Here is a 22,289-nt window from a genome sequence, read left to right on the forward strand (position 1 = left end):
TTTACAATCATCAACGTTTTCAAGAGCGCAAAAACGGCCTTGCCCCTCTTGAAATGAGGAACAAGGCCGTCGCCTAATCTTTTATTATTTCATTGTCCACTTGACAGGGAGCTGTTCATTATTTTTCTCGGTTTTTAAGATAATGAAATCGAAGAAACTGATAAGTACAAAATACGAAAATAGCCCCAAAAGAAATCAGTAAACCGACATAAAAACCTTGTGGAATAAAGGTTAAAACGAGTTTTGTTTGACCAGGTTCTACATTTACTTTCATAAAACCATTTTGAGCCTTTTGAATATCTACTGGCTTGCCATCAATGGTTGCACTCCATCCCTTATCAAAAGGAAGGGTTAATAGGATAGAAGCTTCTTTACTTGTTTCAAAATTTACTGTGACTCTATTACCATCTGCGCGTGTATCAATGTTTTTTTCTTGGAGTATAGATACTGCTTGTTGGAAAGCTAGTAAATCCAATCGATAAAATTGTGGCAAATCAAATGAAACTTGGTTATTCTCAGGAAAATAAACTTCTATCTGAGCCACTGTATCGGTAGAGAAATTTCCAATATTGAAAAAGGAAAAAGCATTATCAATTGTAAACTCACTTGACTGATTGTTTACAGTGATAATAATTCTTTTTTGATTATCATTTGAGAAAGTAATATTTGGTAAATTTAAATATACCTGACTATTTGCAGGAATTGCAACAATGAAAGTAGCTTTTGCAGCATCCTCAGTTTCAACTTTATTGACAGTCATTCGATTGCCCAATTCAACAGTATTTTGTGATTCAATGTCTTTAAGTGAATAATAATATTTCTGTGATAACCCAGTCAATTGATTTAGGAAGTTTGTTTGGTTGTCAAGAGTTAAATTCGTAAACTTGACATCTTTGTAAACTCCATCCGTTAGAATAGCTAACCCTTGGCTAAAAGAATTTTCGTAGAGACTAATTGTATCAAGACTCTGGCTTAACGAAAAACCATACTTATTTGGATTGCTGGTTGCTAAGTTGTACTTTATTCCAAATAGACTATCAGCTATAATAGTATTATTTTGGTATCGAAGGTTCAGATTAGTACCATCAGATCGAAAACCAAGTTTATCTAATGTTGAGCTAGATGCTCTGTTCCTTATGGAAGAAAATTGAGAAATACCATTATAATTGAATTTCATACTATCATTACCTGTTTGAGGCAAGAGACGCTCCATTCGATAAAACGAATCATTGCTCTCTGCTGTAAACTTTACAAGACTGTCAATTTCTGACAACTTTTCTTCATAGTTAGAACGACTAGGAAAATGCCACTCGTCCGATAAGCCTTGCACTTGGTAATAAGTATGAATTCCGACTTCTAAGAGACTAAATATTACTATGGTGGAAGTTATCCATTTGTAGGATGACTTGTAGCCTAGGATAGCAATAAAAAGAATAAAGTATGCAATCAAAAATTCTAGTGTCAATAAGAAGTTGACATCCACTAGAAAGTCGTAATGATTTTTGAAAAAGTAAGTGGATAAAAATCCAATAAATAGAAATGAAATAACTAATGTGAAGTGTTTTAAGTTAATTTGATCCAAACGTACAACAGTTTCAGCAGCTAGGTAGATGATACCTATTGAAAGAACCCATGCATAGCGATATAAAAACATATTCGGAGCATGCATTCCTTGCCAAAAAAGATTTAGTGGCTGTAAATAAAAACTTGAAATAATGAGTGTAAAGAATAGGCTGTAAGATAGCTTTACAATTGGTTTGATACCTTTTAATGTGAAGAATAGCAAAGCTAGAATCAGTGGGACTAAACCAACAGAAATCATAGGAATGGATCCAAATTTTGTCGTGTCGAAACTACCTACTAAGTTTTTGGCAAAGAAGTCAAGATACCAAGAATCTTCTGTTTTTAGGTTGACAATATTTGTAAATGTCTCGCCGTGAGTTTTTAAATCAAGATAGGTTGGCAACAACATGAACAAGCTACTCAATGCAGATAAGATTGACACAAGTGTAAAGTTTACAAATCTTTTCAATTTCTGCCCCTTTAACCGAGACAATTGTACGAGTGTCCAAATGATTAGAAAAATAGCGGTCATGTAACCAAAGTAATAGTTTTGTACAAATAAGCATGTCAGAGCTAGATAATAAATGATTTGTCCTTTTCCCGTTAATAATCGATGTAAACCCAGAAGAATGATCGGAAGAAGAATAAAAACATCCAGCCAGTTATTAATTTCTAATTGACTAGTACTGAAACTCATTAGGGAAAAACTAGTAGAAAGTAGCAATGCCCACTCTTCTTTTAAATATTGGTGAATGCCTTTTAAACTGACAAAAGTTGACAACCCTATCAATCCAAACTTGACAATAGTGACAAGATAGAGGGCATCTGGCATAGACTGTATATTGAAGAAAAAAACGATGGGAGATAGGAAAGAACCTAAATAATACGAAGACAATGCGTAGAAATTCAGGCCCAAACCGCTAGTAAATGTGTAAAATATTGAGCCATCTCCATGTAAAGCATTTCGCAATGTTTGATTAAATATAACATACTGATGGAAGCCATCACTTGCTAATATAGTTGTGTCACTTCCCCACCAAATTCCTTGAAATGCCAAGACAATAGAAATAATAGTTAGCGGGATAAGGAAAGATAAGAGGTAATAAATGGATGTTTTTGTAAATATTTTTTTCATAGATTTAAAAGAAAATGGAGTGGGAAAGAACTCGACCAGTCTAAAAAGAGTTCGTCAACAATTTTTCGTTTTAAGTTGTTGAGCTGAAACAGTCTATCCCAGACTTCAATTTATGTGAGCTGACTGCCGTCAGCTTATATCTCCAACTTTAAAAGGTCTCCCAGACCTTTTAAACTCCCACCCCCGCACAGCTCCAACAGTCAGAGTAGTGACTGTTGGAGGTTGGAAATGAAGCGAACTCGTTCGCATCAGCCGTAGTGGTCAGATTTGGAGTGTGAAACACGAACTGCTGAGATTTGCTGTGCAAATCTTATCTCCTACCTTTAACAATCTCCCAGACTGTTAAAGCCAATCAACCACTGCGCTGAGATGTTGACACGAACTCTGAGAAGCGAGGCTGGACTTTCTGCCCAGCCTCTTTTTATTATGCTTTCCAAAGTTCTTGTACTTTAGCTTGTACTTCAGCATTTTCCAAAAATTCATCATAAGTTTCGTCGATTCGGTCAATCACGCCATTTTTAGAAATGACGATGATACGGTTTGCTAAAGTTTGAATAAATTCGTGGTCATGGCTGGCAAAGATGATGGATTCTTTAAAAGCTTTCAAACCATCGTTCAGACTGGAAATTGACTCCAAGTCCAAGTGGTTGGTTGGATCATCTAAGACCAATACGTTTGATTTAAGGAGCATGAGTTTTGACAACATCACACGCACTTTTTCGCCCCCTGACAAGACGTTTACAGGTTTGTTAACCTCATCTCCTGAGAAGAGCATACGTCCCAAGAAACCGCGCAAGAAGGTATTGTCATCTTCTTCCTTGCTGGCAAATTGACGGAGCCAATCAAGGATAGATTTGTTTGTATCAAAGTCACGAGTATTGTCTTTTGGTAAGTAGGATTGACTAGTAGTGACACCCCACTTGACAGTACCTTCATATTCAATATCGCCCATAAGCGCCCGAATGAGAGCAGTTGTTTGGATGTCGTTTTGACCAATAAGAGCAGTCTTGTCACCTGGACGTAAGATAAAGTTGATATTGTCAAGAATCGTTTCACCATCGATGACAACCTTTAAGTTTTCAACTGTTAGGAGGTCATTACCGATTTCACGTTCTGATTTGAAGTTGATAAATGGATACTTACGGCTAGAGGGTATGATTTCTTCTAATTCAATTTTATCCAACATTTTTTTACGTGAAGTGGCTTGTTTGGATTTAGATGCATTAGCAGAGAAACGGGCAACGAATTCTTGTAATTCTTTGATTTTTTCTTCTGCCTTTGCATTTCGATCTGCTTGTAAACGGGCAGCCAACTCACTTGATTGTTTCCAGAAGTCGTAGTTACCAACAAAAATCTTGATTTTACCGAAGTCAAGATCAGCCATATGTGTACATACTTTATTTAAGAAGTGACGGTCATGGGATACGACAATGACGGTATTTTCAAAATCAATGAGGAAGTCTTCCAACCAGTTGATGGATTGGATATCTAAACCGTTGGTTGGCTCGTCCAAAAGAAGAACATCGGGTTTACCAAAAAGCGCCTTGGCTAAGAGAACTTTGACCTTTTCACCATTTGTCAATTCGCTCATATTTTGGTAGTGAAGGTCTTCTGAGATGTTGAGGTTTTGGAGTAACTGTGAAGCTTCGCTTTCAGCTTCCCATCCACCAAGTTCTGCAAATTCACCTTCTAACTCGGCAGCTCGGACACCATCTTCATCAGAAAAGTCTTCCTTCATATAGATGGCATCTTTCTCTTTCATGATGCTGTAAAGTTGGTCATTTCCCATGATAACGACGTCAATCACACGTTCATCTTCGTAGTCGAAATGGTTCTGACGAAGGATAGAAAGTCGTTCATCTGGACCAAGGGAAATATGGCCAGTTGTTGGTTCGATATCTCCTGCTAAGATTTTTAAAAATGTAGATTTTCCGGCACCATTAGCACCAATCAATCCATAGGTATTTCCTGCTGTAAACTTAATGTTGACATCATCGAATAATTTACGATCGCTGAAACGTAGCGACACATCTGATACTGTAAGCATAGTTTCTCCTATTTTTCTGTCTATTAGTTTTATTGTACTAGAAAGAACTTGAATTTTCAATGAATTACATTGGAATCAAAATATCTTCATTATACTGTTTGTGGTCTTTTTGAAGACTGAATCCACGTCCTTTAACTTGAGTTGCTGGCATGACAATTAGAAATGCAGTATCGTCGATTGCAAGAATATTTGTTTCAAGTTTTTGAATTTCTGGACGTGAAACGATTGTCATCAGCATTCGTTGTTCTTTACCTGTAAACCCACCAACAACAGGAAATTCAGTAACACCTCGATCAACAACTGTTGTAATGTATTCTTTTATTTCTTCATGATATCTCGATATAATCATTACATTTCGAGAGGAATCAGCACCGGACATCATCAAGTTGACAATATAAGTGATGGTCATCAGTGCAAGGATGGAGTACATCACAGAATCAGGATCAAAAGCAATAAAACCTATAATAACGATTATACCATCAATTATTCCCATTAAAATCCCAATTGGAATCGGGGTTAATTTATTGAGTATTTGAGTAATAATTCCAGTACCGCCAGTTGAAGAATTTCCAAGAAAAACAAGACCAATTCCTATTCCAACAATTATACCACCAAATAGTGCTGCTAATAGCGGATCTTTAGTGAGTGTTGGAAGTGAGTCTGTGAGTTTAAGAAAAAATGGGTAAATATTAGAACCATATACGGTTTTCAAAAAGGTAGTTCTACCTAGAAAAACGTAACATGCAATAAGTAGGGGAATGTTAACGATAAATACAAAGGTGGCAGGATTTATTTCAAATAATTTGTTAATACTAATAGCCAGACCACTTATACCCCCGGAAGCGATGTTATTCGCTAAAAAGAGGCTGTTAAAGCCAACAGCCATGATAAAGGTACCAATGGTAACTAGAAAAAACTCTTTAAATCGTTGCATAATAAGCTCCACAAAAAATAATTCTATACTATTATCCATCATTCTCTTGGTAGCGTCAAGGCTTTACTGACCTTGACTTTCTAATTTTTTGCGGTTATAATAGGTATCAATCAGAGGAGTAGTAAGTGGATAATTTTTAGAGAGTTTGTGGTTGGTGGAAACAAACAAGAGTCGCTTATGAATGGACTGAGTGAATAGAATCTGAACAAATAAGGATTCGGCTAGCAGGCCTTATGTGCGAAAAGATATAAGCTTATTTAATGCTTATAAGTGAGGTGGCACCGTGTCCTTGACGCCCTCGCACAGTTTTCTGTGCGTGGGCTTTTATTATGTAAAAGGAGAATATTTTATGAGTAAACCGATTATTCTAACAGGAGACCGTCCAACAGGCAAATTACATATTGGACATTATGTTGGTTCGTTGAAAAATCGTGTTTTATTACAGGATGCAGGTCAACATGAACTTTTTGTCTTTTTAGCTGATCAACAGGCTTTGACAGACCATGCAAAGGAACCGGAAAAGATTGTTGAATCCGTTGGAAACGTAGCGCTAGATTATCTAGCGGCAGGACTTGATCCAGCTAAGACAACGATTTTCATTCAGAGTCAAATCCCTGAATTGGCAGAATTAACCATGTACTACATGAACTTGGTATCTGTTGCGCGTTTAGAGCGTAACCCAACAGTTAAAACAGAAATTGCTCAAAAAGGTTTTGGCGAAGGAATTCCAGCTGGCTTCTTGGTTTATCCTGTATCACAAGCGGCGGACATTACAGCCTTCAAGGCAAATTTTGTCCCTGTTGGAAATGACCAAAGGCCGATGATTGAGCAGACTCGTGAACTTGTTCGTAGTTTTAATCATGCTTACCAAACAGATGTTTTGGTAGAGCCAGAAGGCATTTATCCTGAAAATGAGGCAGCCGGTCGTTTGCCCGGTCTTGATGGAAATGCAAAAATGTCTAAATCACTTGGAAATGGTATTTATCTGGCAGATGACATGGATACACTCAAGAAAAAAGTCATGTCCATGTACACTGATCCCAACCACATCCGTGTTGAAGACCCAGGTAAGATTGAAGGAAACATGGTTTTCCATTATCTAGATGTTTTCGGACGTGAAGAAGATCGTGCTGAAATTGAAGCTATGAAAGAACAGTACCAACGTGGTGGTTTGGGGGATGTGAAGACTAAACGTTATTTGCTGGACATTTTAGAGAGAGAATTAGGACCAATCCGTGAACGCCGTCTGGAGTTTGCACAGGATATGGGACAGGTCTATGCAATGTTGGAAGCAGGGAGCCAAAAAGCTCGTCAAGTTGCTGCGACAACTCTTGATCAAGTGAAATCAGCTATGGGAATCAACTATTTTAAATAAGGTTAACAATGAATGAGCAATGTTGAAAAAATGTTGCTTTTTTCATTTAAATCACAGAGAAGTAAAAAACAAACGTTCGATTTTTATAGATAAAACCGAATAGAATTTTCTGAATTTTTAGGATTGTCAATATTAAAGCGAATAATGATTGACAAATGATTTCAAAATGTTATCATAATAAAAATACAAATAGCAATCAAGCTACACATAAATAAGAAAAGAGGAAGAAAATGTCAAATTGGGACACTAAATTTTTGAAAAAAGGCTTTACTTTTGATGACGTATTACTTATTCCGGCTGAAAGTCATGTTTTACCACACGATATTGATTTAAAAACACAATTAGCACCAAATTTGACCCTTAATCTTCCGATTATTTCTGCTGCCATGGACACTGTAACAGATAGCAAAATGGCTATTGCTATGGCACGTGCAGGTGGTTTGGGTGTCATCCATAAGAATATGTCTATCGCGGAGCAGGCTGATGAGGTGCGTAAGGTAAAACGTTCTGAAAATGGTGTCATTATCGATCCATTCTTCCTAACACCAGAGCACACCATTGCTGAGGCTGAGAAATTAATGGCAACATATCGTATTTCAGGTGTGCCAATCGTCGAAACATTGGAAAATCGTAAATTGGTTGGTATTATTACCAACCGTGATATGCGTTTCATTTCCGATTATTCACAGCCAATTTCTACAAACATGACAAGCGATGCTTTGGTAACAGCGCCAGTTGGAACTGACCTTGCGACTGCTGAGGCTATTCTACACAAGCATCGTATTGAAAAATTGCCATTGGTTGATGAAAATGGACGTTTGTCAGGCTTGATTACTATCAAAGACATTGAGAAAGTCATTGAGTTCCCAAATGCAGCGAAGGATGAATTTGGTCGTCTCTTGGTTGCGGGTGCTGTTGGTGTCACATCTGATACTTTTGAACGTGCTGAGGCTCTCTTTGAAGCGGGTGCTGATGCGATTGTTATCGATACTGCTCACGGTCACTCAGCTGGTGTTCTTCGTAAGATTAAAGAAATCCGTCAACACTTCCCAACTCGTACCTTAATTGCCGGCAATATTGCCACAGCTGAGGGAGCTCGTGCTCTTTATGAAGCTGGTGTTGATGTTGTGAAGGTCGGTATTGGACCAGGTTCAATCTGTACAACACGTGTCATCGCAGGTGTTGGGGTACCACAAGTGACTGCTATCTATGATGCAGCTGGTGTTGCGCGTGAATATGGAAAAACCATTATTGCTGATGGTGGTATCAAGTATTCAGGTGACATTGTGAAGGCACTTGCAGCAGGTGGTCATGCCGTTATGCTGGGTTCTATGTTTGCAGGAACGGATGAAGCACCAGGAGAAACAGAAATCTTCCAAGGTCGTAAATTTAAGACTTACCGTGGTATGGGCTCTATCGCTGCCATGAAACAAGGTTCGAAGGACCGTTACTTCCAAGCATCTGTAAATGAAGCTAACAAACTTGTTCCAGAAGGAATTGAGGGACGTGTAGCTTATAAAGGATCTGTTGCAGATATGATATTCCAAATGGTTGGTGGACTTCGCTCAGGTATGGGCTATGTAGGTGCTGGCAACTTGACCGAATTGCATGAAAATGCTCAGTTTATCGAAATGTCAGGCGCTGGTTTGAAAGAAAGCCATCCACACGATGTTCAAATTACAAACGAAGCTCCAAACTATTCAGTACAGTAAACAAAAACAAGACCCTGGTTGACAGGGTCTTTCTTTATATGTAAATGTAGTTGACAACTGTTGTAAAGCACCCTTTCACTCCTCGGTAATGTTTCCCTTTTGAATATGGAAAATTTTAAGATTATCAGGCAGCTTATGTAAATGGTCCAAAGATGTCGTAGTTATAAATGTTTGAATCGTATCGGTAATTGTTTCAAGCAATTTCAATTGTCGACTGTTATCAAGTTCGCTCATGACATCATCTAACAATAGAATCGGATACTCTCTTGTCATTTCTTTCATTAATTCTATTTCAGCGAGTTTGAGAGAAAGGACAAGACTACGGTGTTGTCCTTGGCTACCAAAATGGGCGTTCATATCATTTAGAAAGAAGGCAATATCATCACGGTGTGGTCCTACACCTGTATTTTTTTTGAATAAATCACGTTTACGACTATTTTCTAACTCTGTCAAGAAAGTGTCAATTAAATTGACAGAGTTAGTCAAGTTTACTGAAGATAGATATTGAATGGTTAAGGTTTCTTTTTGGTTTGAGATTTCTTGAACTTTGCTGTTGCCATACAATTCTAATTTTTTTAGAAAGTCAATCCGGTGTTGGATAACACGACTACCATACTCTGCTAGTTGATGATCCAATACAGATAAAAAGGTATTGTCTACCGTTTCTGTAGATTTAAGATAGGCATTTCTTTGTTTTAAAACATGGTTATAGCTTGACAAGTCTGAGAGATATATTGGTTTGATTTGTCCCAATTCGACATCAATGAACTTTCTCCTTAAGGCAGGGGCACCTTTGATTAATTGCAAGTCTTCCGGTGCAAAGAGAACAACGTTCATGTGTCCAATGTAGTTTGAAAGCTTTGCTTGCTTGAGATGATTGACTTTTGTTACTCGCCCTTTATCTGTCAAGTGAATGTCAAGCGGAATTTTACCATTTGTACGATGAAGTGTTCCAGAAATAGATAATTCTTTTTCCTGAAATTGTAGAAGGTCTTTATCTGTTCGGGTTCGATGACTCCGTGTCAGGGCTAAAAAATAGATAGATTCTAGCATATTGGTTTTACCTTGGGCATTTTCACCTAAAAAGACATTGAGTCCTTTGTGAAACTCAATATCTAAATGGTTGTAATTCCGAAAATGTTTTAATGCTAATCGTTCCAACCACATGTTTATGTACCAGGGAAACGAACAGGTTTTCTATCAGCTTTTTGAGCTGTTTTTTTTGAAGGAGGGACCTGTTTCTTGTTTTTTTTATTCTTTTGATTCATTTTTTTAACAATGGCAGCTACCCGCTCTTTTTCAGCCTGATCTTCTTGGTATTGCTGAATTTCTTCTGTACTTGGAGCAATAACAGTTATAGTAATACCATGTTCTGGTAGTGCGACTGTGTCACCAATACGGATTTTTTTCCCTCTTCTTTTTTCATCTTCTCCATTAAAAAGGATGGTATTTTCCTCTAAAAAACCTTTGATAGCACCGCCTGAGTGAAGAATACCAGTTGTTTTTAAAAGGGCCTGTAAAGTAATGTAGTCATCAAATAGTTTAAATTCCATATGTCACCTCGTTACAGAATATTATAACACAAAATGGTATAATGAAAGGTATAATGTTTGAAAGAGGAAGAGAATGGAATTACAAGAAGGAGTTAATCTTCATTTTATAGAATCAAGTAAGTTTACGACCAATAGAATTCGTGTGCGTTTTGCTGCAGCAATGAGTGAAAAAACAGTGGCAGGTCGTGTGCTACTAGCCAATTTACTAGAAATGGGAAATCAAGATTATCCAACAGCGCGTCAACTTCGAATGAAACTAGCTGCTTTATACGGGGCACATTTTTCAACCTCTGTTTCTAAGAGGGGACGAGTTCATTTTGTTGATGTGAACATCTCGTATGTGAAATCATCGTTTTTACTCAATAAGGAAGATATAACCTTAGAAATAATTGATTTTCTATATGCCTGTCTATTTCGACCGTTGACAGAAGGAAAAGCTTTCAATAAAAAAATGTTCGAAGTGGAAAAAAGAAATTTATTAAGTTTTTTAGAATCTGAGGTAGAAGATAATTTTTATCATGCGGATGTTGAAATGAGTCGTCTCTATTTTAATGATGAAGATATACAGGTGCCACGAGTTGCCAGAATTGATTTAGTACAAAAGGAGACAGCTGAATCTGTTTATGAAGCTTACAAAAGAATGCTAAAAATGGACAGAATTGATATTTTTGTTGCTGGAGATGTCAATCAATTAGAGGTTCAAAATAAATTTAAAAACTTTGACTTTACATACCGAAATCCAAAATTGGAGTTAGAGTACTCACAGGATTATTCCAATATCGTTCATGAAAAAGTGGAACGAAAAGTTGCTCAGCAATCTATTTTAGAATTAGCATATCATTTACAAGTTGTTTACAACGATGTAAACTATCCTGCATTGTTGGTTTTTAATGGTCTGTTCGGTGCCTTTTCTCATTCTAAATTATTTATGAATGTTCGGGAAAAAGAAAGTCTGGCCTATACGATTGGGAGTCAAGTGGATATTTTTTCAGGTATGTTGAAAGTATATGCTGGAATTAATCGAGAAGATCGATTGAGGACAATGAAGCTCATAAATCGTGAATTTCTTGCAATAAAACGTGGTCAAATTACAGAGGATGACTTGGAATTAACAAAAAAATCACTAACACACTCTGCAATGCTGGCTCAAGATAGACAAAATAATCTAATTGAACAGGCCTATAATGAAGTCTGCTTAGGAGAACGAAATCTAACTTGGCAACAGTGGATTGATGGTATTAATGCAGTATCGATAGACGATGTTGTAAAACTTGGAAAAGTTATTCGTTTACAGGCTATTTACTTTATGGAAGGAGTTGCTCAATGAAACTAATTGAAAAATGCTATCCGTATATGAAGGAGAGTCTTTATTATGCTAAACTTAATAATGGTTTGACAGTAACTTTACTTCCAAAAACTGATTTTAATGAGGCCTATGGAGTATTAACGACAGAATTTGGGGCCCTACATACTCAATTTAAAGCAGATGGTAAAGAAATTGTTCACTATCCCGCAGGGATTGCCCATTTTTTGGAGCATAAACTATTTGAATCAGAAGAAGATGGCGATGTGATGAATCAATTTGCCAAATTAGGTGCTAGTGCAAATGCCTATACTGGATTTCGTCAAACAAGCTATCTTTTTTCAACTACCCAAGAAGTGTTATCTTGTTTGAAATTACTGCAATCATTTGTTACTAAGCCTCATTTTACAAAAGAAAATGTAGAGCGTGAGCAAGGAATCATTGAACAAGAAATTGAAATGTACCAAGATGATGCAGATTATCGTCTTTATATGGGAATTTTAGCTTCACTCTATCCGGGAACTCCATTAGCTTATGATATTGCTGGTACTGTTGAATCAATTTCACAAATTACAGCTGATGCTTTGTATGAAAATTATTTAGCCTTCTATCGTCCAAGTAATATGCATATGTTTATTGTTGGAAATTTTATTATAGAAGAGGTGTGGGAAGAAATAATTCAAACTCAAGAGAACTCTGTGCAAGATAGTAGGTCGTTTGAAAAACTTGCCTTGACACATTTACCAATTTTAGAACATCAAACAGAGCAATTTGAGGTAGCTACTTCAAAATTAGCAATAGGGTTAAGAGGGAATGATGTTATTTCAAGTCAGGAAATTCCAAGATACCAAGTATGTTTACAATTATTATTTGCAATGTTATTTGGTTGGACTTCAAAACGCTATCAAGCCTTATATGAGGATGGAATAATTGATTCTTCGTTTCAATTTCAAATTGAGGTAAGCCCAGATTATCACTTCGTAGTCATTACAACAGATACCGAATCACCAATTCGATTATCTAGTTTAATTATGAAAGCCATTCACCAATTTGAAAATGATAAAGATATCAATCATCAACAACTTGCATTATTAAAAAATGAAATGTATGGTGATTTTATTCGAAGTTTAAATTCACTTGAATTTACTGCCAGTCACTTTGTGACTCAACTCACTGATGAGCAGACTATTTTTGATTTTCCAGAGATTATTCAGTCTGTTACACTGGAGGATGTTTTTGAGGTTGGGCGGCAGTTTATTTACAACTGTGATATGACAGATTTTACGATTTTTCCCCGATAGAATGTTGTAAAGCATCGAAATTTCCGTAGTTTTTTGTTAAAATAGAGTATTGTATACGATGAATGAATGAGAGAAGGGATTTATGAGGCAAAAAAGTATCGGTGAAGTTCTTCGATCAGCTCGAGAAAGTAGGGGCTGGAACCTAATTGATGTGCAGAGAATGACGAAAATTCAGGCTAAATATTTACAAGCATTAGAATATAATGATTTCGAATATATACCAGACAGTAACTACATAGAAAGTTTTTTGGTAACGTATGCGGATGCGCTTGAATTGGATTCTGCTGTATTACTAGATGCTTATAAAAAGAATAGTCTAGTAATCTACTATGAAGAAGGAGAAGAGGAAGAACTTTCTACGGAGTTAAAAAGACGTTATAAGTTAAGAAAAAAGAATAAAAAAGATTCTTTTCTTCCTTTGTTTTACTTGTTACTAGCAGCTGGTTTGATGATTATTTTTGTGACATTTGTGATTCATAGTCGTATGAAGCAAATTTCACTATTCTCAAATCAAAGTACATCTTATAGTGTGTCTAGACAAGTGACAAATTCATCAAGCTCAATAGCAAGTACATCAACATCAGGAAATGTTATAGAGGAGTCATCTTCAAATAGTTCTAGTTCTACTAGCAGTTCAACAACTAGCGCTTCTGAAATGATTCAGGTAACCGGATCTGGAGAAAGTATTAGTGCTACCGTATCAAAGTTTACCTATCCAATTGATATTACTGTAACTGCAGATAATACAACTAGTTGGATTAGTTTATCTAATACAACACTTTCAGGTGGCGTAACACTGACCCCTGATAACCCATCAGCAACAACAAAAATAGAGGAAGGAGTATCTTCAGCTACTCTCGTTTTAGGTGTTGTAAAAGGGGTTACTATTACAATTGGTGGTCAAAAGTTGGATACATCGGCTTTAACTACTCAGACAGGAAGTATTACCCTGTACTTTGAACAATAAAGGATGAAAAGATGAAAAAAGAAAATATTCCCAATGCATTAACAATTGGTCGGATTCTCGTTATCCCCATCTTTATTTTATTATTAACGCTTTGGAACAATGCAATCAGCCATACATTAGCTGCAATTATCTTTGCTTTAGCTAGTATTACGGACTATTTAGATGGTTATTTAGCTAGAAAATGGAAAGTTGTTACAAATTTCGGGAAGTTTGCCGATCCAATGGCGGATAAAATACTGGTAATGACAGCTTTTATTATGCTAGTTGAATTGGGATATGCCCCTGCTTGGGTTGTTGCGATTATCATTTGTAGGGAGCTTGCTGTAACTGGTTTGCGTTTACTTTTAGTTGAAAATGGTGGGACAGTCCTAGCCGCAGCAATGCCAGGGAAAATTAAAACCTTTTCTCAAATGTTTGCGGTCATTTTCCTACTCTTGCATTGGAACCTGCTTGGTCACATAACATTGTATATCGCACTTTTCTTCACCCTTTATTCAGGTTATGATTATTTCAAGGGTGCCTCATTTCTTTTCAAAGATACATTTAAATAATGGAAAATATTATCGAAGTTAAAAATCTTAAGTATAAGTACGATCAAGAAGACGAAAAATATACTTTAAACGACGTTTCGTTTCACGTGAAACAAGGAGAGTGGTTGTCCATCATTGGCCATAATGGATCAGGGAAATCAACAACTGTCCGTTTAATAGATGGCTTATTGGAAGCTGAATCTGGGGACATTTACATATCCGGCGATAAATTGACAGCTGATAATGTCTGGGAAAAACGCCGTCTAATTGGAATGGTCTTTCAAAATCCAGATAATCAATTCGTTGGGGCTACAGTAGAAGATGATGTTGCTTTTGGTTTGGAAAACCAAGGAGTTCCTCTTGAAGAAATGCGTGTTCGTGTTCAAGAAGCTTTGGAATTGGTTGACATGGCTAGTTTTAAGAAGAGAGAACCTGCTAGACTCTCTGGTGGACAAAAACAGCGTGTTGCAATAGCAGGTATCGTGGCTTTGCGTCCCAAAATTGTTATTTTGGATGAAGCAACGTCTATGTTAGATCCTGAAGGGCGTTTAGAATTAATTCGTATTGTGAAGGAAATTAAAGATGAACATAATATGACGGTTATTTCTATTACGCATGATTTAGACGAAGTTGCACTAAGTGATCGTGTGATTGTGATGAAGAATGGGCAAATTGAATCAACCAGTACCCCAGCAGAATTATTTATGAGGGATGATTTGATTGAGCTTGATTTAGAACAGCCATTTACAGCAAAATTAGCTGAAGAATTGCGCCAGGCGGGAATCGCTATTCCGCTACGCTATTTTACAGAGGAAGAATTAGAGGAAACTTTATGGGAATTCATCTCCAAAAAGTAAGCTATACCTATCAAGCTGGCACACCTTTTGAGGGGCGTGCGCTTTTCGGTGTAGATTTGGAAATTGTTGACGGTTCCTATACTGCATTGATTGGGCATACTGGTTCTGGGAAATCAACTATTTTGCAACTTTTAAATGGATTAAATATCCCCACATCTGGTAATGTGATTGTTGATGATATGGTTATCAACGCGACTTCAGATAAAAAAGGTATTAAGCAAGTAAGAAAAAAAGTTGGCTTGGTTTTTCAGTTCCCAGAAAGTCAAGTTTTTGATGAGACAGTCTTAAAAGATGTGGCATTTGGTCCACAAAATTTTGGTATTTCCCAAGAAGAGGCTGAAAAGATTGCTCGTGAAAAACTTGCACTCGTTGGTATTTCAGAAGATCTATTTGAAAGAAGTCCTTTCGAGTTATCTGGAGGTCAAATGCGCCGAGTTGCGATTGCAGGAATATTAGCCATGGAACCAAATGTTCTAGTATTGGATGAACCTACAGCAGGACTAGATCCAGCTGGACGTCAGGAATTAATGAACATCTTTAAACAGTTACACGCTAATGGCATGACCATCGTTCTGGTAACTCATTTGATGGATGATGTTGCAAATTATGCAGATTGGGTCTATGTGATGGAGAAAGGGAAGTTAATCCGTTCAGGAAAACCGAGGGATGTTTTTCAAGAGGTTGAATTTTTGGAAACAATTAAATTAGGTGTTCCAAAAATAACAAAATTTGCTGCGAATCTGGAGAGAAGGGGCTTTGTATTTGAACGCTTGCCAGTTACGATAAAAGAATTTGCCGAGGTGATGAGTCATGGATAAATTGATTTTAGGTCGGTATATTCCTGGAAATTCGATGATTCATCGTTTAGATCCGCGTAGTAAATTGTTGGCCATGTTTGCCTTTCTTTTGCTTATTTTCTGGGCAAATAATTTGATAACAAATGTTCTAATCATTGCCTTTGTGTTTGCAATCGTCCTTTTATCACAAATACGCCTATCTTTTTTTATCAATGGTTTAAAACCAATGATAGGGATTATTCTGTTTACAACCTTTTTCCAAGTTTTCTTCACACCTGGAGCAAGTGTTTTGTGGGAATTTTGGATTTTTAAGGTTTCGATTGAAGGCTTGCAGCAGGCGCTGATTATCTTCATCCGATTTGTACTCATTATTTTCTTTTCAACCTTGTTAACATTAACAACAACACCTTTGAGTCTGGCTGATGGTATTGAATCTGGTTTAGCCCCTCTGAAACGGTTGAAAGTACCTGTTCATGAAATTGGTTTAATGCTCTCGATGAGTTTACGTTTTGTACCAACCCTTATGGATGATACCACACGCATTATGAATGCACAGAGAGCACGTGGTGTGGATTTTAATGAAGGAAATCTGATTCAAAAAGTTAAATCGGTTATTCCTATTTTGATTCCACTATTTGCTTCAAGTTTCAAGAGAGCTGATGCCCTTGCTACAGCGATGGAAGCGCGTGGTTATCAAGGAGGCGAAGGAAGAACAAAATACCGAGTTTTAGAATGGAAATTGCCAGATACCTGTGCTGTTATTGTCATGATATTACTAGGTGTAACACTCTATGTACTAAAAAGTGCTTAAAATATTATCCTTTTCACCATAAAACAACTTTATTGTAATATTTGTAATAGATTTTTAAATAAAAAGCAATATTATGATAGTATGATAGGAATAGTTATAACAATAAGTAAAGGACTATTCTTTTTAATGAAAAAGAGTTTGATGTATAAAGCATTGAAAGGTGTTACTGGATTATTCACTATTCTTGCTTTGGTGTTAGTTGGTTTCATTCTAACAGGGAAGATATCTCATACACAAATTGTGAGAGCAGTATCTGATGCCCCATATACTATTAAGAATACAGTAAATAAGATTCGTAATGGTGTTCCGCATACAACTGAATATATTTCAGCAAGTCCTATTTTTGAATTGGGCTATGAAACTATATTAAAGTTGAAGACTGATTCTCAACCACTTCAAGTGGAAGCTTTAGAAATTACGTTTGAAGAACCGCAAATTATTGAATCAAGTGATTTGCGAGATAAAAGTTCGACTGATACAGAATTAGGAGATGATGGAACTATCGCTACTACAGGGGACCTTCAAAGTGATATGTATGTAAGCGAAACTAGTTTGGAGCCAACAGCTATTGAGTCAGAACAAGTAATCTCACAAGTAACTCCTCATTCAGAAGTGATTCAACCTGTTTCAAATCCAATGAGAACTGCTGCTAATCAGTCATCTGCTGGTTCAACTATTGACGATGTTTCTGCTAAAGAATGGATTGCACAAAAAGAATCTGGAGGTAGCTATACGGTTTCTAATGGAGTATACATTGGAAGATATCAGCTACATAGCGCTTATTTAAATGGAGACCATTCACCAGAGAATCAGGAGCGTGTAGCAGATGCCTATGTTTTGCAACGCTATGGTTCATGGTCTGCAGCCTACCAGTTTTGGTTAGCAAATGGATGGTATTAAGAAAATAAATAATGCCTAGTTTTTTCTAGGCATTTTCATATTTTTAAAAAACAAATATATTTATGCAAAGAATCGTGTAAAAATATGCAGAAATTGCCAGTAAATAGAGCTTTTATAGTGTAAACTCAATGTCATTGTAATATTTGTAATATTTTTTCAAACTCAGAGTAATAGTTGAAGTGTATGATAGATAACATAACAGAAAGGAATGTATTTACATGATGAATATTACATTTAAACAGAACATTAAAACAACTATTTTAGGTTTGGTTGCGGGCATCGCAATTTTGAGTGCTGGTGTGGTTAGCGCTGACACTTATACTGTAAAATCAGGGGACACATTGTCAGAGATTGCTTTGACATATAACACTACCGTCGAAAAATTAGCAGAGCAAAACAAAATCACTAACCCTGATTTTATTCATGTTGGTCAAGCTATTGAGTTGGGTGAAGTGATAAAAGTCGCTACTTCAGCACAACCAGCTCAGGAGACTAAAACAGCTACGACACCAGAAACAACTACAACTAGCTCTTATTCTTCAAACTTGAGTGCTGAAGATACCGCAGCTAAGGAGTGGATTGCACAAAAAGAGTCAGGTGGTAGCTATGATGCTCAAAATGGTATCTATATTGGTCGTTACCAATTGACAAATACGTACCTAAATGGTGACTACTCTGTTGAAAACCAAGAGCGCGTAGCTGATGCTTATGTTGCAAGTCGTTACGGTTCATGGTCAGCAGCCAAAGCATTCTGGTTGGCAAATGGATGGTACTAAAAGATCTATAAAAAAGTCTAGTTTCACTAGGCTTTTTAGTTTTGTAGTTTTCTATGCTTTATAAATTGTGCAAATTTGCTTATAATGTGAAAAAATTGACAAGAAGAGAAAAAGAATGAATTTACAGAAACGAATTTTTCGCGTCAATATGACAATGCTCGTCTTATCTTTAATAGCTATGTTAGGGGTAAGTATCTATGTGGTTAATAGCATTTATCGTAACCAAGGTACTTGGCAAACCACCAGTCAGAAGACAGCAGCAAGTCAGGCAAGCCTAGAAAACTTTTCGGGAACTGATTTTTCATCCTTGGCAGATGAATTAGCAAAGAGTGGCGTACAACTTTACGCAGAAAGCAATGGTGAGGTCGTATTTTCAAATTTCAAGGATGATAGTGAAGATCTGACTACTATCAGTATTTCAGCTACCACTCATACTTCTTATGTTGATGGAGAAGTTGTAATTAGCCGGAAAGTGGCTACAGATAGACAAATGTAACACCTGTATGCTATTTTGGAAGATATCGAGGAACAGTAAGTAAGTCAGGAATTTCAAGCCTTTCTTGTCCAACTGTTAATAGTTGGTGGCACAGGAATGATTATTTTAGTTATTCTTATTCTTAATCTTTGATTTATACAAAAAACTTGCCTATATTGATGGACAAGTAAATACATACTCCTTAACGGGTTCAACTTTAGTAATAACTGAGGTTGACAACAACGACACCACCTTAGATAAAATGATATTTACCAAACAACAAAAGGACCTGACGGTCCTTTTGTTGTTTACAACACTGTCAACCTCCCCCAAAAATTTCCTGTGCAAGTCGGCGACCAGTCGGTGTAGCAGCAAGCCCGCCTTCGGCTGTTTCACGAAAGGCTGTTGGTAAGGCAGCACCTACTTGATACATAGCATTTATTACCTCATCAGCAGGAATCTTTGATTCAATACCAGCTAATGCCATATCAGCAGCTACCATAGCATAGCTAGCACCCATCGCGTTTCTCTTGACACAAGGCACTTCCACTAGGCCAGCGACAGGATCACAGATGAGACCAAGCATATTTTTGATAACAAAGCAGATAGCTTGACTAGCTTGATACGCTGTCCCGCCTGCAGCTAATGTTAGTGCGGCAGCAGACATAGCAGAAGCTGAACCAACTTCAGCTTGACACCCACCCTCTGCTCCAGAAATAGAAGCATTGTTGGCAATGACAAGACCAAAGGCACCAGCTGTAAAGAGAAAGTCAAGTTGTTGCTCTTCTGTCAACTTCAACTTGTCAATGGCAACTCCTAAAACAGCTGGTAAACATCCAGCGGAGCCAGCAGTCGGAGTGGCACAAACAAGACCCATCTTAGCGTTTAGTTCATTGACAGCCATGGCATTTCTAGCTGCTGACAGTATGGAGGTGTCGGACAGTGTCATTCCACCTTTTATATATGCGTCGAGTTTTGCTGCGTCCCCACCTGTCAATCCTGAAACAGATTTACTTTCGGAGAGACCATCAATAATAGAATTTTTCATTACTGTCAAGTTTCTTGACATGATTGTCAATATTTCGTCACGGTTCCGACCAGTTAGCTCTATTTCAGTAGCAATCATTAGTTCTGAGACGCTACCAGAAAACTGTTCTGCCTGTGAAACCAATTCTTCAATTGTATAAAACATGGCTCTCTCTTTCTAGTTAAAGAAGGTAATATTGTGCAAGTGAGGGATTTTTTCAATTTCTGGGATAGCATGTTCACATTGACGGGAGTCCACCTCAATAATCATGATGGCTTTTTCCCCTGCTTTTTCACGAGTGACATTCATTTGAGCAATATTAATATTAAATTTAGATAATATATCGGTAACTTTTGCAATCATGCCTGGGACATCTTGATGAACGATAATGATGGTTGGGGTGTTCATATTCAGATTGACAGAAAATCCATTTAGTTCCGTTACCTGAATATTTCCTCCTCCAATGGATACACCTGTTGCAGAAATAGATTTTTTCTCATTTTTTATTATGATTCGCGTAGTATTGGGATGGGGTGTATTACTCTCTTTGTTGACACGCCAGTAAACTTTGATACCACGTTCCCTCGCAATATCTAAAGAGTTAGGAATCCGTGGATCATCCGTATCCATACCTAGAATACCTGCGACCAAGGCTACGTCAGTACCATGCCCTCGGTATGTTTTAGCGAAGGAGTTGAAGAGTTGGAATTCAACTTCGGTGGGTTGCTCACCAAAGATAGATGAGACAATCTTGCCGATACGGACTGCACCTGCTGTGTGACTGGAAGAAGGTCCAATCATGACTGGTCCAATAATATCAAAGACCGATTGAAATTTTAAATTTGTCATAGTAATCCTCACGTTTTTCTTGGTTCTATTATATCAAAAATTCATTTACGAGAATATGCTTAAATGCATGGGTTTTAATATCAAAATTCTATCTATGTCCCATCTTATATGATATAATACAAATTGTTCAAATCGACCTTCAATCGTTTTGGATAAAACTAGACCCTTCAAGTCTAAGTTGAAATTGAACTCGGATTGAGTCTGAGTATCACAATTGATGGGAGAAGATTATGTCAATAGACAATTCTAAAACCCGTGTTGTTGTCGGTATGAGTGGTGGTGTGGATTCATCGGTTACAGCTTTGTTGCTTAAAGAACAAGGCTACGATGTCATCGGCATCTTCATGAAAAACTGGGACGACACGGACGAAAATGGCTTCTGTACAGCAACAGAAGATTACAAAGATGTGGCTGCGGTGGCAGACCAGATCGGTATTCCTTATTACTCTGTCAACTTTGAAAAAGAGTATTGGGACCGTGTGTTTGAATATTTCCTTGCGGAATATCGAGCTGGCCGTACACCCAATCCAGATGTCATGTGTAACAAGGAAATTAAGTTTAAAGCTTTCTTGGATTACGCCATGAATTTGGGAGCAGATTTTGTGGCGACGGGGCACTATGCTCAAGTAACACGTGATGATGATGGCACGGTTCACATGTTACGTGGGGCAGACAATGGCAAGGATCAGACCTACTTCCTTAGCCAACTATCACAGGAACAACTGCAGAAAACCATGTTTCCGCTCGGCCATTTACAAAAGCCTCAGGTAAGAGAAATAGCAGAGCGAGCAGGCTTGGCGACAGCTAAGAAAAAAGACTCGACAGGGATCTGCTTTATCGGTGAAAAGAACTTCAAAGAATTTTTAGGACAATATTTGCCAGCCCAGCCCGGTCGGATGATGACGGTAGATGGCCGTGACATGGGCGAACATGCAGGACTTATGTACTATACGATTGGTCAGCGGGGCGGGCTTGGTATCGGCGGACAAATCGGTGGGGACAATGAGCCTTGGTTTGTTGTCGGAAAAGATCTGTCGAAAAATATCCTTTATGTCGGTCAAGGTTTCTATCATGAGTCGTTGATGTCAACATCTTTACAGGCTAGTCAAGTTCACTTTACACATGATATGCCGGAAGAATTCACGCTGGAATGCACAGCTAAGTTCCGCTATCGTCAACCAGATAGTCAAGTAACTGTCAAGGTAAAAGGTGACAAGGCAGAAGTTATCTTTGCAGAGCCACAACGGGCCATCACACCAGGACAAGCCGTTGTTTTCTATGACGGACAAGAATGTCTTGGCGGTGGCATGATTGATATGGCCTACAGGGACGGGGAAGCTTGTCAGTATATTTAGTTGACAGGTTTGTAAAAGAGGA

The 22,289-nt window shown here is 37.5% G+C and carries 20 protein-coding genes and 1 other annotated feature; of the genes, 13 read left to right on the top strand and 7 right to left on the bottom strand.

Annotated features, from left to right (window positions below):
• Positions 1-118: 118 nt before the first annotated feature.
• The 3 genes from ACPC57_RS03255 to ACPC57_RS03265 all read right to left on the bottom strand — a co-directional run bounded on the left by ACPC57_RS03255 (position 119) and on the right by ACPC57_RS03265 (position 5,682).
• Complete coding sequence (locus tag ACPC57_RS03255) at positions 119-2,698, bottom strand: YfhO family protein (RefSeq protein ID WP_434065661.1); 2,580 nt, start codon at positions 2,696-2,698, stop codon at positions 119-121.
• Positions 2,699-3,122: 424 nt separating this feature from the next.
• A complete protein-coding gene (locus tag ACPC57_RS03260) occupies positions 3,123-4,745 on the bottom strand; it encodes an ABC-F family ATP-binding cassette domain-containing protein (RefSeq protein WP_434065660.1) in 1,623 nt (540 codons plus the stop codon).
• Between the two features lie 64 nt (positions 4,746-4,809).
• Positions 4,810-5,682, bottom strand: a complete 873-nt coding sequence (locus ACPC57_RS03265; RefSeq protein ID WP_434065664.1) for a YitT family protein — start codon at positions 5,680-5,682, stop codon at positions 4,810-4,812.
• Positions 5,683-5,775: 93 nt separating this feature from the next.
• Positions 5,776-5,982 (top strand) — a binding site (T-box leader).
• 46 nt (positions 5,983-6,028) lie between these two features.
• Between ACPC57_RS03265 and trpS the strand changes: the two genes are divergently transcribed.
• Both trpS and guaB read left to right on the top strand, forming a co-directional pair.
• Complete coding sequence (gene trpS, locus ACPC57_RS03270) at positions 6,029-7,054, top strand: tryptophan--tRNA ligase (RefSeq protein ID WP_172036929.1); 1,026 nt, start codon at positions 6,029-6,031, stop codon at positions 7,052-7,054.
• A gap of 230 nt (positions 7,055-7,284) precedes the next feature.
• Positions 7,285-8,766 (top strand): IMP dehydrogenase, encoded by a 1,482-nt coding sequence (guaB, locus tag ACPC57_RS03275; RefSeq protein ID WP_277837631.1) that lies wholly within the window; start codon positions 7,285-7,287, stop codon positions 8,764-8,766.
• A 75-nt stretch (positions 8,767-8,841) separates the two neighbouring features.
• On the opposite strand, the gene recF is transcribed toward guaB, so the two are convergent.
• Positions 8,842-9,933, bottom strand: a complete 1,092-nt coding sequence (recF, locus tag ACPC57_RS03280) for a DNA replication/repair protein RecF (protein WP_434065657.1) — start codon at positions 9,931-9,933, stop codon at positions 8,842-8,844.
• Positions 9,934-9,935: 2 nt separating this feature from the next.
• Entirely contained in the window at positions 9,936-10,319 is a 384-nt protein-coding gene (locus tag ACPC57_RS03285; protein WP_277837629.1) for an RNA-binding S4 domain-containing protein, read from the bottom strand.
• Positions 10,320-10,392: 73 nt separating this feature from the next.
• Here ACPC57_RS03285 and yfmF point away from each other — a divergent pair, with 73 nt between their 5' ends.
• The 10 genes from yfmF to ACPC57_RS03335 all read left to right on the top strand — a co-directional run bounded on the left by yfmF (position 10,393) and on the right by ACPC57_RS03335 (position 19,057).
• Positions 10,393-11,646: an EF-P 5-aminopentanol modification-associated protein YfmF gene (gene yfmF / locus ACPC57_RS03290; RefSeq protein ID WP_434065643.1), complete on the top strand. Its 1,254-nt coding sequence runs from the start codon at positions 10,393-10,395 to the stop codon at positions 11,644-11,646.
• On the top strand, positions 11,643-12,923 hold the full coding sequence (yfmH, locus tag ACPC57_RS03295) for an EF-P 5-aminopentanol modification-associated protein YfmH (RefSeq protein WP_172025642.1): 1,281 nt from the start codon (positions 11,643-11,645) through the stop codon (positions 12,921-12,923). Before yfmF ends, yfmH begins: the two co-directional genes overlap by 4 nt.
• An 82-nt stretch (positions 12,924-13,005) precedes the next feature.
• Positions 13,006-13,890, top strand: a complete 885-nt coding sequence (rodZ, locus tag ACPC57_RS03300) for a cytoskeleton protein RodZ (RefSeq protein ID WP_130554901.1) — start codon at positions 13,006-13,008, stop codon at positions 13,888-13,890.
• Between the two features lie 11 nt (positions 13,891-13,901).
• Positions 13,902-14,441 (top strand): CDP-diacylglycerol--glycerol-3-phosphate 3-phosphatidyltransferase, encoded by a 540-nt coding sequence (gene pgsA / locus ACPC57_RS03305; protein WP_130554900.1) that lies wholly within the window; start codon positions 13,902-13,904, stop codon positions 14,439-14,441.
• Entirely contained in the window at positions 14,441-15,277 is an 837-nt protein-coding gene (locus tag ACPC57_RS03310) for an energy-coupling factor ABC transporter ATP-binding protein (protein WP_277844877.1), read from the top strand. Before pgsA ends, ACPC57_RS03310 begins: the two co-directional genes overlap by 1 nt.
• Positions 15,253-16,095 (top strand): energy-coupling factor transporter ATPase, encoded by an 843-nt coding sequence (locus ACPC57_RS03315; RefSeq protein WP_434065642.1) that lies wholly within the window; start codon positions 15,253-15,255, stop codon positions 16,093-16,095. Before ACPC57_RS03310 ends, ACPC57_RS03315 begins: the two co-directional genes overlap by 25 nt.
• Positions 16,088-16,885: an energy-coupling factor transporter transmembrane component T family protein gene (locus tag ACPC57_RS03320; protein WP_434065641.1), complete on the top strand. Its 798-nt coding sequence runs from the start codon at positions 16,088-16,090 to the stop codon at positions 16,883-16,885. The genes ACPC57_RS03315 and ACPC57_RS03320 overlap by 8 nt, the downstream gene beginning before the upstream one ends.
• Before the next feature lie 141 nt (positions 16,886-17,026).
• Entirely contained in the window at positions 17,027-17,785 is a 759-nt protein-coding gene (locus ACPC57_RS03325; RefSeq protein WP_434066294.1) for a hypothetical protein, read from the top strand.
• Positions 17,786-18,003: 218 nt separating this feature from the next.
• Positions 18,004-18,561: a LysM peptidoglycan-binding domain-containing protein gene (locus tag ACPC57_RS03330; RefSeq protein ID WP_434066295.1), complete on the top strand. Its 558-nt coding sequence runs from the start codon at positions 18,004-18,006 to the stop codon at positions 18,559-18,561.
• A 115-nt stretch (positions 18,562-18,676) separates the two neighbouring features.
• The gene (locus tag ACPC57_RS03335; RefSeq protein ID WP_274504406.1) at positions 18,677-19,057 is read left to right on the top strand and encodes a hypothetical protein; all 381 of its coding nucleotides are present in this window, start codon (positions 18,677-18,679) and stop codon (positions 19,055-19,057) included.
• Positions 19,058-19,355: 298 nt separating this feature from the next.
• Here ACPC57_RS03335 and sdaAA read toward each other — a convergent pair whose 3' ends face one another.
• Both sdaAA and sdaAB read right to left on the bottom strand, forming a co-directional pair.
• Complete coding sequence (gene sdaAA / locus ACPC57_RS03340; protein ID WP_434066296.1) at positions 19,356-20,228, bottom strand: L-serine ammonia-lyase, iron-sulfur-dependent, subunit alpha; 873 nt, start codon at positions 20,226-20,228, stop codon at positions 19,356-19,358.
• Between the two features lie 12 nt (positions 20,229-20,240).
• Positions 20,241-20,912 carry an L-serine ammonia-lyase, iron-sulfur-dependent subunit beta gene (gene sdaAB, locus ACPC57_RS03345; RefSeq protein ID WP_289647054.1) on the bottom strand — a complete coding sequence of 224 codons (672 nt, stop codon included), beginning with the start codon at positions 20,910-20,912 and terminating at the stop codon, positions 20,241-20,243.
• A gap of 230 nt (positions 20,913-21,142) precedes the next feature.
• On the opposite strand from sdaAB, the gene mnmA reads away from it, so the two are divergent.
• A complete protein-coding gene (mnmA, locus tag ACPC57_RS03350) occupies positions 21,143-22,267 on the top strand; it encodes a tRNA 2-thiouridine(34) synthase MnmA (RefSeq protein WP_434066297.1) in 1,125 nt (374 codons plus the stop codon).
• The last annotated feature ends 22 nt before the right edge of the window (positions 22,268-22,289 follow it).

The sequence above is a fragment of the Streptococcus sp. VTCC 12886 genome, from assembly GCF_049893425.1.
In the GTDB taxonomy this organism is placed as follows: Bacteria; Bacillota; Bacilli; order Lactobacillales; family Streptococcaceae; genus Streptococcus; species Streptococcus suis_AA.